This is a genomic window from Dehalobacter sp. 12DCB1, from assembly GCF_004343605.1.
Taxonomy (GTDB): domain Bacteria; phylum Bacillota; class Desulfitobacteriia; order Desulfitobacteriales; family Syntrophobotulaceae; genus Dehalobacter.
The window spans coordinates 1-17,902 of sequence record NZ_POSF01000021.1 but is presented as its reverse complement, the minus strand read 5'-3'; the positions used below and the strand labels follow the sequence as shown (position 1 = coordinate 17,902).

The 17,902-nt window shown below is 46.3% G+C and carries 15 protein-coding genes; all 15 read left to right on the top strand.

Annotated features, from left to right (window positions below):
* The first annotated feature begins 33 nt into the window (after positions 1 to 33).
* Positions 34 to 750: a UMP kinase gene (pyrH, locus tag C1I38_RS13710; protein ID WP_019225602.1), complete on the top strand. Its 717-nt coding sequence runs from the start codon at positions 34 to 36 to the stop codon at positions 748 to 750.
* 6 nt (positions 751 to 756) lie between these two features.
* On the top strand, positions 757 to 1,314 hold the full coding sequence (frr, locus tag C1I38_RS13705) for a ribosome recycling factor (protein ID WP_119774250.1): 558 nt from the start codon (positions 757 to 759) through the stop codon (positions 1,312 to 1,314).
* A gap of 469 nt (positions 1,315 to 1,783) precedes the next feature.
* Complete coding sequence (locus C1I38_RS13700) at positions 1,784 to 2,545, top strand: isoprenyl transferase (protein WP_020493135.1); 762 nt, start codon at positions 1,784 to 1,786, stop codon at positions 2,543 to 2,545.
* A gap of 10 nt (positions 2,546 to 2,555) precedes the next feature.
* Positions 2,556 to 3,338, top strand: a complete 783-nt coding sequence (locus C1I38_RS13695; protein ID WP_019225598.1) for a phosphatidate cytidylyltransferase — start codon at positions 2,556 to 2,558, stop codon at positions 3,336 to 3,338.
* Positions 3,339 to 3,340: 2 nt separating this feature from the next.
* Positions 3,341 to 4,444 (top strand): sporulation integral membrane protein YtvI, encoded by a 1,104-nt coding sequence (gene ytvI, locus C1I38_RS13690; protein WP_199698202.1) that lies wholly within the window; start codon positions 3,341 to 3,343, stop codon positions 4,442 to 4,444.
* A 111-nt stretch (positions 4,445 to 4,555) separates the two neighbouring features.
* Complete coding sequence (locus tag C1I38_RS13685) at positions 4,556 to 5,704, top strand: 1-deoxy-D-xylulose-5-phosphate reductoisomerase (RefSeq protein WP_119774248.1); 1,149 nt, start codon at positions 4,556 to 4,558, stop codon at positions 5,702 to 5,704.
* A 1-nt stretch (position 5,705) separates the two neighbouring features.
* The gene (rseP, locus tag C1I38_RS13680; RefSeq protein WP_243103587.1) at positions 5,706 to 6,794 is read left to right on the top strand and encodes an RIP metalloprotease RseP; all 1,089 of its coding nucleotides are present in this window, start codon (positions 5,706 to 5,708) and stop codon (positions 6,792 to 6,794) included.
* A 643-nt stretch (positions 6,795 to 7,437) separates the two neighbouring features.
* A complete protein-coding gene (gene ispG, locus C1I38_RS13675) occupies positions 7,438 to 8,631 on the top strand; it encodes a flavodoxin-dependent (E)-4-hydroxy-3-methylbut-2-enyl-diphosphate synthase (protein WP_348980851.1) in 1,194 nt (397 codons plus the stop codon).
* A gap of 187 nt (positions 8,632 to 8,818) precedes the next feature.
* Entirely contained in the window at positions 8,819 to 10,543 is a 1,725-nt protein-coding gene (locus tag C1I38_RS13670; protein ID WP_119774245.1) for a proline--tRNA ligase, read from the top strand.
* Between the two features lie 405 nt (positions 10,544 to 10,948).
* Positions 10,949 to 14,662 carry a PolC-type DNA polymerase III gene (locus C1I38_RS13665; RefSeq protein WP_119774244.1) on the top strand — a complete coding sequence of 1,238 codons (3,714 nt, stop codon included), beginning with the start codon at positions 10,949 to 10,951 and terminating at the stop codon, positions 14,660 to 14,662.
* A gap of 157 nt (positions 14,663 to 14,819) precedes the next feature.
* Entirely contained in the window at positions 14,820 to 15,278 is a 459-nt protein-coding gene (gene rimP, locus C1I38_RS13660) for a ribosome maturation factor RimP (RefSeq protein ID WP_020493143.1), read from the top strand.
* A gap of 27 nt (positions 15,279 to 15,305) precedes the next feature.
* Positions 15,306 to 16,784 carry a transcription termination factor NusA gene (nusA, locus tag C1I38_RS13655; protein WP_119774243.1) on the top strand — a complete coding sequence of 493 codons (1,479 nt, stop codon included), beginning with the start codon at positions 15,306 to 15,308 and terminating at the stop codon, positions 16,782 to 16,784.
* Positions 16,785 to 16,821: 37 nt separating this feature from the next.
* The gene (locus tag C1I38_RS13650; RefSeq protein WP_015044123.1) at positions 16,822 to 17,088 is read left to right on the top strand and encodes a DUF448 domain-containing protein; all 267 of its coding nucleotides are present in this window, start codon (positions 16,822 to 16,824) and stop codon (positions 17,086 to 17,088) included.
* A complete protein-coding gene (locus tag C1I38_RS13645) occupies positions 17,085 to 17,402 on the top strand; it encodes a L7Ae/L30e/S12e/Gadd45 family ribosomal protein (protein WP_083916837.1) in 318 nt (105 codons plus the stop codon). Before C1I38_RS13650 ends, C1I38_RS13645 begins: the two co-directional genes overlap by 4 nt.
* 75 nt (positions 17,403 to 17,477) lie before the next feature.
* On the top strand, positions 17,478 to 17,902 hold a 425-nt coding region (locus C1I38_RS13640), incomplete at its 3' end, for a translation initiation factor IF-2 N-terminal domain-containing protein (RefSeq protein ID WP_207668626.1).

Sequence of the window (17,902 nt, the reverse complement as noted above, 5' to 3'; positions counted from 1 at the left end):
GTGTAGAAATAAACTAAGTACGGAGGTTCGTTTATGACAGATGCACGTTACCGCCGCATCGTATTAAAACTAAGCGGAGAAGCGCTTGCCGGGGAGCAGGGTTTTGGAATTGCGCACAGCATGCTGGAGTCTGTCGCCAGACAGATTTCTGAAGTTCAGAAGCTTGGTGTGGAAATGGCACTGGTCGTTGGCGGAGGGAATATTTGGAGGGGCATTGCCGGGAGTTCTCAGGGAATAGACCGGACAACTGCTGATTATATGGGAATGCTCGCTACTGTAATGAATGCCCTGGCGTTGCAGGATGTTCTGGAACAACACAACATTGTTACGAGAGTATTGTCGGCGATTGAGATGAGGCAGGTAGCAGAACCTTATATCAGAAGAAGAGCGATCCGCCATATGGAAAAGGGCCGTATTGTGATTTTTGCGGCGGGGACAGGCAATCCCTATTTTTCGACAGATACAACGGCGGCTTTGCGGGCTGCAGAGATTGAAGCAGACGTTATTTTAATGGCCAAACAGGTTGACGGCGTATTTGACAGTGATCCGATGAAGAATCCTGATGCCAAGAAATTTGATAGACTGACCTATCTTGATGTGCTCAGCAAAGGGCTGGGTGTGATGGACTCGACAGCAACTTCGTTGTGCATGGACAATGATATTCCAATCATTGTTTTTAACTTGAAAGAAAATGGCAATATTATAAAAGCACTTAAGGGAGAACCAATAGGTACCTATGTGGGGAGGTAACGAAAAATGCTCAATGAATTTCTGAATGACGCTGAAGAAAAAATGCATAAAACAGAGGAGGTACTCAAGAAGGACCTCGCATCTGTCAGGGCAGGGAGGGCAAATCCGGCAGTTCTGGACAAAGTTTCTGTTGATTATTACGGGACGCCTACCCCCATTAATCAGCTGGCCAATGTCTCAGTTCCTGACCCACGGATGATCACCATTCAGCCCTGGGATAAATCTTCGATTAAAGATATTGAGAAGGCGATTCTTAAATCCGATCTTGGACTTACGCCTTCGAATGACGGCGTGGTCATCAGGCTAAATATTCCGCAATTGACGGCGGAACGCCGTGCAGAGATTGTCAAGACAGTTAAAAAGAAAGCAGAAGATGCTAAGGTCGCTGTCCGAAATATCAGACGGGAGCTTATTGATGAGATAAAACAGCTCGAGAAGGATAAAACTGTCTCTGAGGACGATTCCAAAAAAGGACAGGAAAAAGCGCAGAAACTTACCGATAAAATTGTGAAGGATATCGACGATATCCTCGAGAAAAAAGAAAAAGAAATTATGGAAGTGTAGCGTGTTGCGTTGGCTCGGAAAAAAGTGGGACGACGTTCAAGAGGAATTGACACAAGAAAGCGCGAATTTCTGTTATGAGATAACCAGCCCCGTAGGAAAGGCTGTTCCTTGCGGAGATTTACGTGTGGCCAGAATAAGTTGCGCTGATGGTTATTTGAAATTTATACTAATCCATGATAAATTTATAAAGTAGTTTTTTGGTATATCAAAAGTATACGTACTTGCTGATATATCTAGGTGTGCAGCTAAGGCTGTCAACGGCCACGGAAGCGTGAAGGCGTTTAAATAGGCTTCACGGTGTCGCGATGCCAAGGATGGCAAGGAGCGATCGCCAAAGGCTTGGCACCAGCCAAGTTTTCTTTATATGGCCCCCTCGGGAACAGGGGGTCTTTCCGCAACCGTTCTAGTATCTTGTCAGCTCTAATATGTATGACCATGGTACTAAGTACAGATATAAAGAGGAATACTTGTGATAATCTGGAAGAAAGACAGTGGAGATATTCAACTGAAAAACATTGATATGAATAGAATCCCTCGGCATCTGGCAATCATTATGGACGGAAACGGAAGATGGGCCCAGCAGAAAGGATTGCCTCGTTCTGTCGGTCACAGGGCCGGAGTAGAAGCACTGCGGGAGGTCGTCAGGGGTAGCGATGAGCTTGGAATCAAATATCTGACCGTCTATGCTTTTTCAACCGAGAACTGGAAAAGACCACAGTCGGAGATCGGGATTCTTATGTCACTCTTGAAGGAGTATGTCCGCAAAGAACTTGCCGAGCTTTATGCGAACAATGTTAAGATATGCATTTTCGGGCAGCAAGAAGATATACCAAAGGATGTCCTGAAGGCTTATCAAGAGGCTTGTGAAAAAACAAAGAACAATAACGGATTAGTGTTGAATGTTGCCTTGAATTACGGAAGCAGGATCGAAATCCTCAAAGCAGTCAAGGAAGTTGCGCAGGAGGTCCAAAGCGGAGCGCTAGATGTTCAGCAAATTACCGAGGAAATATTTGAAAAGCATTTGTATACGAAAGATTGTCCTGATCCGGAGCTTGTCGTCAGGACTTCAGGTGAAATGCGCTTAAGCAATTATCTGCTCTGGCAGGCCGCTTATTCAGAAATTGTGATTGTGAATGAATGCTGGCCGGATTTTAACAGAGCATTATTATTTGAAACGATTCGGATTTATCAAAACCGGGAACGCAGGTTTGGTGGCGTAAAAGAAGGTTGAGGGATAGAAAATGCTAAAGAGAATCTTGAGTGCTCTGATCGGAGCCCCCCTTTTATTGGTTTTGACCTGGCTTGGAGGATGGTATTTGTCCATTGCTGTTGTGATTCTCGCTTTACTTGGACTTAAAGAGTTTTTGCAGATTGGACAAAAGGCCGGTTTAATAAATAGGTTATGGCCGGCAGTCGTTTACAGTATCTTGTGGCTTGCTATTTTTCTTCTTGGCCGCACGGAATGGATGCTGCCACTTGCGATCATATGGTTCATGCTGACATTTGGAAGTTATGCGTTGCGCTATCCAAATCAGTCTTTAGCGTCTTCAACGTATTATTTCCTGGCGCTGATTTATCCGGTCTTTCTGTTTACCTATCTCTACTCCTTAAGAGAATTTGGCGTTTCTTGGTGTTTTCTTGTTTTCTTACTGGTCTGGCTCACAGATACCGGAGCTTTTTTTGTCGGGAATACGCTTGGCAAAAGAAAGCTTGCTCCGAAAGTCAGCCCGAACAAGACAGTCGAAGGGGCTGTTGGCGGCCTGGTGACGGCTTTAGTCTGCGGTTTTGTTTTCTGGTTGATTACCAAGCAAGCAACGCTCCCGGCTATCCTTGTCCTGTCACTCTTGACCAGCATTGCCTCCCAGATCGGTGATCTTTTTGAATCCGCACTGAAACGGACTGCCGGGGTGAAGGATTCCGGCAGACTGATCCCAGGCCATGGCGGTATCCTGGATCGCTTTGACAGCTTTTTGTTTGCGCTGCCGTTGGTGTTTTTTTCTATTAACCTTGGATTGGTGGGATAGGCATGAACGATACAACCAAAAACTCCCTAAGGGTGAATCTGAACAGGTTGGTTATGATTGCAGCTGCATTACTCAGCCTGAAACTTTTTACCTATGCAATCGTTGAGTTTTTCCCTGTCTTTGGCTCAACGCTTGGAACAGTGGTCTCGGCTCTGCTGCCCTTTATTTTGGCATTTATCCTTTCTTTTCTGCTGGAACCGCTTATATTAAAACTGATTAATGTGCTTAAAATCAAGAGAACCTACGCATCGCTGCTTGTGGTGATCCTGGTTTTGATTGTGTTTGTGCTGCTGCTGGTCTTGTTCGGGAGCCGGATATACCGCGAGTTAGCCGAACTATATACCGCTTTTCCGATGATCTATCAACAGACCTTGGCGATGCTGACAGAAAAGATCGGCTTAGTTCAGCAGTTTATTCAGCTGAATCCTGAGATCAATAGTGCGATTCAGTCCAATATGGAAAAAATACTTGCGGCACTCCAGGTCATTCTTAAAAATGGCAGTCTTGGCTTGCTGAATTTTCTGGGTGCGCTGCCGGGCTTGATGTTTGTGATTGTGATTACAACTGTAGCAACACTGCTGACGAGCATGAGTTTTCCGACTGTTAAGGAATGGCTGTTTGGCAGGGTAAAGGGGAAATATCTTGGCAAAACCAGACAAATCGCTGCAGACCTTGGTTCAGCACTGGTAGGATTCTTAAGAGCTCAGACCTTTCTTGTCTGCATCACATTCGCTGTGATCACAATTGGACTGTTGATCATCGGTAATAGCTATGCCTTTACTCTTGGCATTCTGGCCGGCCTGCTCGATCTGATACCGGTTATCGGACCGGCCCTCATATTTATCCCGTGGATCTTGGTACTGCTTTTCACCGGCAGTATTGCCTCGGCAGTCAAACTCTTGGTCATCTACCTTGCCGCTACAGTGATCCGGCAGGTCCTGGAACCAAAGATTTTGTCTCAGAATATCGGGCTGCATCCGCTGGCCACCCTGATGTCCATGTACATTGGCATGAACCTTTTCGGAGCAGTAGGACTGATCATCGGCCCCGCTCTGGTCGTCATGTATGAAGCCGTCAGGAAAGCCGGCTTTTTTATGGGAGAATAGCAAAGGCCCTTCTCTAACCTAGATAGATTATGTACTAGGTAGGCCATCGTTATTTTTAAGTAAAACTTAAGCATGATCAATTAGGATAGAATTTGAATTGGAGATATCAAAGTGAAAATAATTTCGGTTTTAGGTTCCACCGGTTCAATTGGCACGCAGACGCTGGATGTGGTTAGAAATTCGGAAGGAAAATTAGCTGTCTATGCTTTGTCGGCCAATTCCCAGGCCGACCTTTTTGAACAACAGATCCGCGAGTTCAGGCCGAGGATTGCCGTGATGATGCAGGAAGAAAAAGCACTTTTTCTGAAACAACGGGTTGCTGACCTGCCTGTCAAGGTGCTGGCAGGTATGGAGGGGCTGCTTGAGGCGGTAACGGCAGCAGAGGTGGATACGGTTGTGACCGCTGTCAGCGGCAGTATTGGTCTTGAACCTACACTGGCTGCACTGAACGCAGGAAAAAATATTGCGCTGGCCAACAAAGAAACGCTCGTTGCCGCAGGGGAACTTGTAATGCAGACAGCAGAACGGAACGGCTGTTCCATCATTCCTGTTGACAGTGAGCACTCTGCTGTGTTCCAGTGTCTCAGCGGCAACGAAAATGCAGTTAAAAAAATTATTCTGACTGCTTCAGGCGGCCCTTTCAGAGGATGGAGCAGGGAAAGGCTGGCCGGGGTAACACCGGCAATGGCGCTGAAACATCCGAACTGGAATATGGGTGCCAAAATCACCATTGATTCAGCAACCATGATGAACAAAGGTTTGGAAGTTATTGAGGCAAGATTTCTTTTCGGCGTGGATTATAACCAAATTGATGTTCTGGTTCATCCTCAGAGCATTGTTCACTCGATGGTTGAATTCCATGATGGCACTGTTCTTGCCCAGCTTGGCATACCGGATATGCGCATTCCGATTCAGTATGCGCTGACCTATCCGGAACGCTGGGAAAACCGTTTGCCGGAGCTTTCGCTTGCCGGAAAGAGCTTAACGTTTGAGAAGCCCGATCTAGCTGCTTTTCCATTTTTGAAATTCGCTTGTTCCTGCGGTCAGACGGGAGGGACACTTCCTGCTGTCATGAATGCTGCCAACGAAATCTGTGTACATGCTTTCCTGGCAGGCCGCATAAAATATCTTCAGATGCACGAGCTTGTTGAACAGACTTGTCAGGCCCACCAGGTTCAGGTGATAAAAGACCTGGATACTGTACTAGCTGCGGATAGATGGGCCAGGGAGTATGCTGCATCACAAATAAATTTGGGTTGAGGTGAATGGTTTGTTTGAGATATTAAAAACGGTAATTGCTTTTATCGTAATATTTGGCGTTTTGGTATTTGTACATGAATTTGGGCATTTCATCATAGCCAAGAGATCGGGGATTAAAGTGCTGGAATTTGCTTTTGGCATTGGGCCAAAGCTTTTTGGGTTCCAGGGTAAGGAAACGCTTTACTCCGTCAGGATACTGCCTTTGGGAGGATTTTGCAGATTCTTAAGTGTTGAAGAAGTCGGAGAAGGGGAAGAAGGCGATCAGGTCAGCAGGGAGGAACTGTTGGCCCGAAGTTTTGAAAGCAAATCAATCTGGAAGAGAATGGCCGTCATTGTGGCCGGACCGCTCATGAACTTCATCCTTGGTGCGGTGCTTTTTGTGGTTGCTTTTGCCTTTTTTGGTGTAGCCGTAGCCGATAACCGGAACCTAATCGGTGAGGTGTCACTGGGTAAACCTGCAGCCACGGCAGGACTTGCCGCCGGAGACAGAATTATTGCGATCAACGGCACAGAGACTCCAGACTGGAATTCCGTAACGCAGCAAATTCATACCAACCCCGGAGAAAAGATGTCGTTTACCGTAGAAAAAGCGGATACGAAACAAATTGCCACGATCGAGATTACCCCGGTCTATGATCAGGAGCTTGGAAAAGGATTGATCGGGATTACGCCTTCTTATACCATGCAGAAAGTATCCGTCCTGAAATCCATTCAATATGGTTTTATGCAGACGGTAGAGTTTACTAGACAAATCTTCCTTTATCTGATCCAGATGATTACCGGCAAGGCCCCGGTTGAACTTTCGGGTCCGATTGGTGTCGCCCAGGTCATCGGGGAAGGCGTCAAACAGGGCATGTCATCACTATTTACCTTGGCTGCTGTGCTCAGTATCAACTTTGGTGTATTGAATATTCTGCCGCTGCCGGCGCTCGACGGTGGTCAGCTAGCCGTAATGACTTATGAAGGAATCCGGCGCAAGCCCTTAAGCATCGAAAAGAAAGGCTGGATCCAGCTGACAGGCTTCGCACTGCTGATTGCGCTGATGATCGCGGTGACGTATCAGGATATACTGAGGATAATTACGAAGTAAATTTCATTTGGATAATGATTGCGGATGAGTCTCTAAAATCCTTAAATTATGAGTGTCATTTTACATTTTCCTTAGGTAAGTCTGCGGGCCACAATATCGCTTTTCAGCCGTTGTGTCCTCCTTGACCCGTCGCTCCTTGCCATCCATGGCATCGTGACATTAGGCCGTCCATGGCCGTCAAAAGGCCGCGCTACGCAATCCTTGCTACGCTCACAGCGAAACTGTGGCCCGTAGCCTGATTTTTAGGGTAATTGGCATGACTTATACGGAAGCTGCAGTTCTTCTATGTAGAGAATACAATTATAGTTCTCTTGCTGGGAATTCATACTAGATTTTAATCACGAATAAAAAGCGTGTTTATCTGATTTGATTTAAGCACGGATTATTCTTTAGCCTTTAAGTTCCCAACGCTATGCAAACGAATGACGTTAGCTAGGTCAATCATCATCTGAATGCATCCAATCAATGATATCAGAGCGCTTGAAGGAGCTTGGCAGGCTTCTTCTTCATAGAGATACTTTCTGGCTCTTTGATCTAGCTTGCAAATTAAACTTAAGATTAGTCTGGGGGCCACAGTTCCGCTGTCAGCGGAGCACGATGCGGAGCGCGGCTTTTTGACGGCCATGGATGGCCTAATGTCGCGATGCCATGGATGGCAAGGAGCGACGGGTCACGGAGGGCACAACAGCCGAGAAGCGGCATTGTGGCCCACAGACTAGCCCAAGATAAACTACGTCAAAATAGGAGGGTTAATCGATTGAAACGTAGGATTACGCGAGAAGTGAAAATCGGATCGGTGGCGATTGGCGGTAGTAATCCGGTCGTGATTCAGTCGATGACCAATACGGATACCCGGGATGTTCAAGCTACCCTCAATCAGATCAGGCACCTGGCGGAAATTGGCTGTGAGGTTATCCGGACGGCTGTCCTAAATGAGCAGGCTGCGCTTGCCTTGAAAGACATCTGCAGCCTTAGCCCGATTCCGGTAGTTGCGGATATTCACTTTGACTACCGACTTGCACTTAAAGCCGTTGCAAACGGGGTTCATGGGCTCCGAATCAATCCGGGAAATATCGGTGAGCGCTGGAAAGTACAAGAGGTTATCAACGCGGTCCGCGAAAGAAATATCCCGATCCGGATCGGAGTCAATACCGGATCTCTGGAAAAGGAAATCCTTGAGAAATACGGCGGACCGACCGCGGAAGGAATGGTCGAAAGCGCATTGGGCCATGTCGGCATCCTGGAACAAGAAGGCTATCATCATATCAAGATTTCGCTGAAATCATCTCATGTTCCGTTGATGATCGACGCTTACCGCATGATTGCAGACCGGGTGGACTATCCGCTGCATGTCGGGGTAACTGAAGCCGGTACGGTCAGATCCGGGGTGATAAAGTCTGCGATCGGCATTGGAACGCTTCTGGCTGAAGGCATCGGCGATACGATCAGAGTATCGCTGACAGGCGATCCTGCAGCAGAGATTCCAGTTGCCCAGCAGATTCTGCGGGTATTGGATCTCAAGAAAGGTGGATTCGAATTGATCAGTTGTCCGACCTGCGGCAGGACTCAGGTGGACTTAGTTCATCTCGCTGAGGAAGTAGAACGGAGACTTGAAGCGTTACCGGCACCATCCGAGAAGGTCTCCATCGCCGTAATGGGCTGTGTGGTCAATGGCCCTGGGGAAGCCCGAGAAGCTGATTTTGGCATTGCCGGAGGAAAAGGCAGGGGGCTGCTTTTTGCACGAGGTGAGGTTATCGCGCAGTTACCTGAGGAAGAGTTAATACAGGCCTTGATAGAGAAAATTGAAGACGATTTAAGTCTATCAGAAAGACTCTAGACCCTTTCTGATAAATTGAAGTGCAGCTAAGGCTGCTGCCAAAGACTTGGCGTCAACCAAGTTTTCTTTAAATAAATCTGAGATTTCCCGGTTGTTTAATCCTGTGTAAAAATGGTAATATTGAAGAGCAAGAACTAAGAGTAAAAACTTTTAAGAGCAAGCACTTGTTGAAAGGAAGAAATAAACAATGAAAGCTAGCCAATTACTGAATCCGACCCTGCGGGAAGTACCTGCAGAAGCCGAGGTAATCAGTCACCAGCTCATGCTGAGAGCCGGATTTATCCGCAAAGCTGCAGCCGGGATTTATACATATCTTCCTCTGGGACTCAGAGTAATTAAAAAGATCGAGCAAATCGTGCGCCAAGAAATGGATGCCAAAGGCGGGCAGGAAGTCATGCTGCCAATTGTCCAGCCGGCTGAGCTGTGGAAAGAGACTGGCCGCTGGGATGTTTATGGTCCGGAGATGTTCCGATTAAAAGATAGGCATGACCGTGAATTTTGTCTCGGTCCTACGCACGAAGAAGTCATCACCGACCTGGTCAGAAGTGAAGTCCGTTCCTATAAACAGCTGCCGCTCCTTCTGTACCAGATTCAAAACAAATACCGTGATGAAAGAAGACCGCGTTTCGGATTGATGCGTGGCAGGGAATTTATCATGAAGGACTTGTATTCTTTTGACAGAGATCCGGAAGGTTCCCGTGAAAGCTACCGCAAGATGTATGAGGCTTATGAACGGATTTTTACACGCTGCGGACTGACTTTCCGAGCTGTCGAGGCGGATGCCGGCGCGATTGGCGGAACAGGCGGGACCCATGAATTTATGGTGCTGGCCGAATCCGGAGAGGCTGCGGTGGTATTCTGTCCTGATTGTGATTATGCCGCCAATGTTGAGAAAGCTGAATGTCTACCGTGCCCTGACGCTGATCAGGATATTTTGGTCGGTTGGACAGGCGAGGTCCATACCCCTGGTATCAAAACGATTGACCAGCTGGCCGATTTCTTAAAAGTCAACAAGTCTTCTCTGATTAAAACGCTTTTATATAAAGGCGACGACCGTTTTATACTTGTTTTGGTCAGGGGGGACCGGGAAGTTAATGAGATCAAGGTCAATAATAAGCTCGGGCCGTTCCTGAACCTTAGAATGGCTGATCCGGAGGAAGTCCGGGAGGTTTTCAACTGTGAGCACGGGTTTATCGGACCGGTTGGCCTTAAGGACGTCTATATTGCCGCGGACCTTGAAGTAGCTGAGATGAAGCATGGAGTCTGCGGAGCCAATAAAAAAGATTATCATCTGCTCGGTGTCGCTTGCGGAAAGGATTTTATTCCTGCCATAATAGCAGACCTCAGAATGGTAGCACCGGGTGAACCCTGCCCGAATTGCCAGAGCCCGCTCCAAGAAGCCCGTGGGATTGAAGTTGGACAAGTCTTCAATCTTGGCACGAAATACAGTCAGGCCCTTCAGGCAACCTACCTCGACGATACAGGTAAGGAAAAGGTCTGCTATATGGGCTGCTATGGGATAGGCGTCAGCAGAACCATGGCTGCCGCCATTGAGCAGAATTATGATGAGAACGGAATTATCTGGCCGATGCCGATTGCCCCGTATCATTGTATTATCGTCCCGGTTACCTTAAAGGACGAAAATGTCGTTGCCACTGCTGAACGGTTGTATGCAGAATTAAAGGCAGCAGGGGTCGAGACAGTATATGATGACAGGGATGAACGTCCGGGTGTAAAATTCAAGGATGCAGACCTTGTTGGCTATCCTTTGAGACTGACGATCGGCGCCAAAGCACTCGCCGAAGGCAAAGTTGAACTGTATAACAGAAGCACCCGGCAAGTCGAGCTGGTTGAGGCCGACCGCGTTTGCAGTCTTGTAACAGAAATTATCAAAGAAGCCTGTCGTGTCTAGAACCACGTTTTCAAAATCTTACACAAATTGTTGATTATTGAGTATTACAAAAACGTTATGTATGGCAGGTCTGGGGGCCACAATACCGCTTTTCGGCCGTTGCGTCTTCCTTGACGCAAAAGGCCGCGCTTCGCCATCCAGGCTCCGCTTGTCGCGGAACTGTGGCCCCCAGACTGATCTTAGGGTTATTCAAGCAAGCATTATAATCTTTTATCCAAAGATTAGCCTGCGTGCTACAATTACCGCGACAAGCGAAGCATGGAGTGCGTAGCGCGGCATTTGCGCCATGGATGGCGCAATTCGCCGAAAAGCGGTATTGTAGCATGCAGGCAACCCCAAACATAGATATCATGAAAGTCAATCATTTATCAGAGATTGCGTTTGGATACAGAGGAGGCATCATTGGTGTCAACTGCGGCGGTCAAACTGGAAGCAACACCTTTTTATCAGGGATTACCAAGTGATATCAGCATGAGGCTGGATACTTTTCTAAATTATATATTGCTGGAGAGGGTGGAGATTGTTCCTGAACAAAGAAAGTGGATACTCCATCTTTCTTTATCCCGTCCGGTCCAGGAAGAAATTCTGGGTCTCTTAACTGAATCCTTAAAGAAAAGATTAAATAGTGGGAACGAAAATAACGGAATCACGATTGAGATAAAAACAAAAATGTCCCCCAATTTCACCCTAGAGATGCTTTGTCAAGAACATTGGCTGCAAATCATTCAGGATATTCACGAGAAGGTGCCTTCCCTTAAGGTCTGGCTGAATGCTTCCGTAAAATACGAGGTTGTTAATAACAGACTGACCTTCTTCGTTCCGAGTATGATGGCAATGGAATATTGTCAGCTGAAACAGGATAGTCTGGAAAGCTTCTTTCGGCAGAAATATGATCTGGATACAAGGATCTTCTGGGAAATTGAAGAGACTGCCGCCGAAGAAGAAATCTATTTCGACGCGGAAAAAGAAGAGCAAAAGTATGTAGAGGAAATCCTGTCCCAAAAGCCTGACGAGAAAAAAGAGAAGAAAGAGCAGAATGCTGTTTTGCTTGGCAGAGAGATAAAGGGTATGCCGGTTCTGTTGGCCGATATTCATGACGAGGAGAAACAGGTCATTGTAGAGGGTGAGGTCTGCGAAACAGAAATCAGACTATTAAAAAGCGGGCGTCAATTATTGTCGTTCGGTCTGACAGACAAGACAAACTCGATAGGCTGCAAGCTGTTCTTTGATGAAGGGAAAAAACCTCTGGAAATCAATAAAGGTGACTGGCTCAGAGTGAAAGGGTCCGTGCAGTTCGACCGGTATACGACCGAGCTGACGTTGATGCCAAGGGATATGATGACTGTTTTGAAGACGTCCAAGCCGGATCTTGCGGAAGAAAAACGGGTTGAACTGCATCTGCACACCAAGCATTCGGAAATGGATGGTGTTTCATCGATCCAAAGCATGGTGAAGCGAGCCGGTGAGTGGGGACATACCGCGATTGCTGTAACAGATCACGGAGTCGTCCAGGCCTTTCCGGATGCAGCTGAAGCCGGAAAAAAATACGGTGTCAAAATCATCTATGGCATGGAAGGCTATTTGGTCGAGGATGGCGGAACGAATCCGGTTGAGTTGAGCCGCAGCCGTTCTTTTCATATTATTATTCTGGCCAAGGATTATACCGGCTTAAAAAATCTGTATAAACTTGTTACCGCTTCCCATATGGAGTATTTCCACAGACGTCCCCGTATTCCGCGTTCGCTGCTTGATGCCCACAGGGAAGGTTTGATCCTTGGTTCGGCCTGCGAATCAGGAGAACTGATGCGGGCAATCTTGCAAAAGAAAGATGCGGCAGAAATCAAAAAAATTGCTTCGTATTACGATTATCTGGAAATTCAGCCTCTGGGGAACAATCGGTTTATGCTGAAAAACGGTGAGGTTTCCAACGAACAAGAATTGATCGATATGAACCGGCACATTGTCTCTCTTAGTAAGGAACTTGGTATTCCTGTCGCGGCTACCTGTGACGTCCATTTTCTTGATAAAGAAGATGAAGTCTACCGAAGAATTTTGATGGCCGGGAAAGGCTTTGCCGATGCTGATGAGCAGGCTCCGCTGTATTTCAGGTCAACGGACGAAATGCTCAAGGAATTTGCTTATCTTGATGATGAGGATGCCTATCGGGCGGTAGTCACAACACCGAGAATGATTGCTGAACAGGTCGCTGAAATCAAACCGTTCCCGGACGACTTTTTTGAACCGAAGATTGAAGGCGCTGCCGATAAAATCCGGGATATGACGATAACCAGAGCGTATGAGCTGTACGGCAATCCTTTGCCGGAAACGGTTCAGAAAACCTTAAATAAGGAACTGGATTCCATCATCGGCAACGGTTTTGCCGTGTTGTATCTGATTGCGCATCTACTCGTAAAAAGATCGAACGAGGATGGTTATCTGGTCGGATCAAGGGGCTCCGTCGGATCATCACTCGTCGCAACTTTTACCGGTATCACGGAGGTCAATCCGCTTCCACCGCACTATCGCTGTGCGAATCCGGAGTGTCTTTATTCAGAGTTTGTGACGGACGGAATCACCGGAGCAGGTGTGGATCTGCCGGATAAAGTATGTCCGCAGTGCGGCAGGGAACTGGTTAAAGACGGGCATGACATCCCGTTTGAAACCTTCCTGGGCTTTAAAGGAGACAAGGTTCCTGATATCGATCTAAATTTCTCGGGAGAATATCAGCCTAGAGCTATGAAATACACCGAGGAGATATTTGGCAAGGAAAATGTTTTCCGAGCCGGAACGATTTCCACGATTGCTGAAAAAACTGCCTATGGTTTTGTGAAGAATTACCTGGAGGAAAGAAAGGTCAAATACAATCAGACAGAACTGAACCGACTGGTCAGTGGCTGTACGGGCGTAAAAAGAACAACAGGACAGCATCCGGGAGGATTAATGGTTATCCCGAAAGAATGCGATGTCTTTGACTTTACCCCGTTACAAAGACCGGCCAACGACACCACTTCAGACATCATCACGACCCACTTCGACTACCATTCCATCTCCGGGCGTTTAACCAAACTGGACCTGCTCGGCCATGATGATCCGACGTCTATTAAAATGCTGGAGGACCTAACCGGACTTGATGCGAAGAAAATTCGGCTCGATGATGCGCAAACCCTCTCGCTCTTTTCGAGTACCGATGCACTTGGCGTGAATGCGGAGGAAATCGGTTCCACGACCGGAACACTCGGCATCCCGGAATTCGGCACAAAATTTGTAAGACAGATGTTGGAAGACACCAAACCTTCAAGCTTTTCCCATCTGGTTAGAATATCCGGACTTTCCCATGGCACGAATGTCTGGGTAGGCAATGCCCAGGACCTTGTCTTAAACGGGACAGCCGACATCTCTAACATTATTGCCTGCCGTGATGACATTATGATCTATTTGATTCAGATGGGACTTAATTCAAGCCATGCCTTTAAAATTATGGAGTCGGTCCGCAAGGGCAAAGGACTCAAAGATGAAGATATTGAGGCCATGAAAAAACAAAACGTTCCGGATTGGTATATGGACTCCTGTCAGAAAATCAGTTATATGTTTCCGAAAGCCCATGCTGTAGCATATGTAACAATGGCTTTCAGGATCGCTTGGTTTAAGATCAATTATCCTGAAGCGTTTTATGCAACCTTCTTTACCGTCAGGGCAGATGAGTTTGATGCGGAACTGATCTGCAGTGGTGTGAAAAAGTGCCGGGAGACTATCAAAGAAATTGCCGCTAAAGGCAATAATGCAACGGCTAAGGACAAGAACCTACAGACGATCCTTGAGATTGCGGTGGAAATGTACTGCCGGAAGATTAAGCTGCGCAAGGTTGATCTGTGGGAATCGGATGCGGTACGTTTTCAGGTAACGCCCAACGGGCTTCTGCCGCCACTGTCATCCCTGCAGGGAGTCGGTGAAACGGCTGCGGCGAGTTTGGTCAAACTCAGGGCACAGGGAGCGATCAAATCTGTTGAAGATATCCAGGCCCGGTCCAACGGGAAAATCAGCAAAACCGTCATTGAAACGCTTCAGCAGCACGGATGTCTGGAAGGGCTGCCCGATAAAAATCAACTGAGTTTGTTTTAAACTGCGCATTAGGAATATTGCAGACAGAAACAGTATATGATATAGTAAAAGAAGGAATTTTATTCTAAGTAGATTTTTGGTTCAGAGTGGGGATTACCCACTCTTTCATTTGGTATGATAAAAAATGAAAAATGCTTAACTCTAAAAGGAGTATACGATGAGCAATTCTATTTTGAACAAAGTTATAAGTTTGGCAGAGCCGCTCGTAATGGAACTGGGACTAGAATTAGTCGATGTCGAGTATGTTAAGGAAGGTGCTCACTGGTATCTAAGATTATATATTGATAAGGAAGGCGGAGTAGATATTGACGATTGTGCCGAGGTAAGCCATCGAATTAATGAGGTTCTGGACAAAGAAAATCCGATTCCCCAGGCCTATATGCTGGAAGTATCTTCTCCCGGAATTGAGAGACCGCTTAAAAAGAGAGAGGATTATATTAAATATACAGGAAAGCTTGTGAGTATTCATACGACAGAAGTGTTTCGGGAATACAACCGCTTTACCGGAAATTTAAAAGGACTGGCTGATGACCAGGTTATCCTAGAATATGAGGGGCGGGAGATTGCCATTCCTTTGTCGCTAATTGAAAAGGCCCATCTTACTTTTGAGTTTTAAAATGATTTCAAGGAGGGATTCAGACAGATGAACATGGAGTTCATTGAAGCAATTCACGAATTAGAAAAAGAAAAAGGTATTTCGACAGAGATATTGTTTGAAGCGATTGAAGCTGCTCTGATATCGGCATATAAAAAGAACTTTTCCTCTTTACAGAATGTAAGGATCCATATAGACCGCTTGAATGGAGAAATCAAAGTATATGCCCGCAAAAACGTTGCGGAAATGGTGGATGATCAGCGTACCCAAATATCATTAGAAGAAGCTAAAAAAATTGATTCGAACTATTCCATTGAAGATATTGTTGAATTTGAAGTCACTCCGCGTGACTTTGGCCGCATCGCAGCGCAGACTGCCAAGCAGGTTGTTGTTCAAAGAATACGCGAGGCTGAACGTGGGTTAATATACGATGAATATATCAATCGTGAGGGAGATATTGTCACTGGCATCGTCCAACGCTATGAACAACGCAACGTCATTGTCGATCTTGGCAAGGTGGAGGCTGTATTGCCTGCCTCAGAGCAGAACCCTGGAGAGAACTACCAATCCTTTGAAAGAATCAAGGCCTATGTTGTTGAAGTGAAGAAAACTACAAAAGGTCCCCAAATCTTGCTTTCCCGTACCCATCCTGGATTGATCAAACGATTGTTTGAGTTGGAAGTTCCAGAGATTCATGATGGAATTGTAGAAATCAAGGCTGTTGCAAGGGAAGCAGGTGCACGGTCGAAAATTGCCGTTTACTCGAAAGACAAAAACGTTGATCCGGTCGGAGCGTGTGTTGGACCGAAGGGCAGCAGGGTGCAGAATATCGTGAATGAACTGAAAGGCGAAAAAATGGACATCATCAACTGGTCAGCTGATCCGACTGAGTTTGTGTCCAATGCGCTTTCCCCGGCCAGAGTTTTGGGCGTTTATCCACGGTATGAAGACAAGGTGACGCTGGTGGTCGTGCCGGACTATCAATTATCACTCGCGATCGGGAAAGAAGGACAGAACGCCAGACTGGCCGCGAAGTTGACCGGCTGGAAAATTGATATTAAGAACGAAACGCAAGCGCTTGCTCAGAATCTGATCCCGGAAGACATCTATCAGGATGAAGAATATGAGGGTGAATACTATGAGCAGGCGTATGAGCCCTATGAAGAAGGCGAATATGCAGATTATGAGGAAGGATCCTACGACAACTATGTAGAAGGCGAGTACGAAGAATCTGAAGAATACCAGGAATATGATGAAGGTTATCAGGACTACACTGAAGAAGAATACGATGAATATGATGGCGGGAGTTATCAGGAGTACGAGGACAGTCAATACTACGATGAATACGACGAATACGACGAATCTGCAGAATATAATGACGATGAAAATGTTCGGCATGAAAACAGTGATGCTGATGTGTCCTATTCAGAATTAGAATCACCTGCTGATGAAGCCTCCCAAGTAGATAAACAGCAGGAAACAGAGAAACCCAAAAAAAAGGCCAAGTCTTCAAGCAAGAAAAAATAGGTTTAGTGACCAAAAGAAATTCCCGAAAGGTGAGAAAATGAAGGTAAGAAAAATCCCTCTGCGCATGTGTCTTGGCTGCCAGGAAATGAAACCCAAAAAAGAATTATTGAGAATCGTAAAAACACCTGAGGGAGTTTTGGAATTTGATCCTTCTTCCAAGAAAAATGGGCGTGGAGCTTACCTTTGCCAGTGCCCGGATTGTCTGATAAAGGCTCTGAAACAAAACCGTTTTGAAAAAACTTTTGGCATCAAACCCACCAAAGAAATGCTGGCTGAAATTGAAAGGCAGATGAATTCTTCTTGACACCCAAAATATTATCATTGCTTGGAATGGCAAGGAGAGCCGGGAAAATTTCTTCTGGAGAATCACAAGTTGAAGCGTTTTTAAAAAAACAAAAGGGCTCATTATTGATTATGGCAGAAGATTCACCCGGCTCTATCAAGAAGTACAGTCAATGGGCCAATGATCTCCATATTCCGGTTATAATCTGCGGCACGAAACAAGAACTCGGGGAGGCTGTTGGATTATCACCAAGAGCACTTATACTGATTATGGATGACGGTTTCGCTAAAGCAATCATCAGGTTGGGGGACACACCTGAAAATGAGCGAGTTTAAAAGTTTTTATGTTCTCAGTTAAATATAAGGAGTTGAAAGGTTATATTTTTATTTTCGTTTTTGGGGGGTGACAATGTGACCAATATTCGGGTTCACGAACTGGCAAAAGAATTGAATATATCCAGCAAGGCTTTAATGGAAAAGTTTAATGATATTGGTGTACCAGTGAAAAACCACTTAAGTGCTGTATCCACGGAAGAAGCTGAAAAAGTTAAGAAAGTGCTGACCACGACAGGCGAATCACAGAAAAAAGAAGTAAGCAGGCCGGTTAAGGCTGCCGGGGCTGAGGAAAAAGTTCCTGCCAGAAAAAGAACCGAAGAAAATGCTCCCCCGGAAAGTTTTAGAAATGCAGAAGGTCACAAAACGAGTCAGGGACAAAGACCACCTGGAGAGATGAGACCACAGGGACAAAGACCGCCCGGAGAGATGAGACCGCAGGGACAAAGATCGCCCGGAGAGATGAGACCGCAGGGACAAAGACCGCCCGGAGAGATGAGACC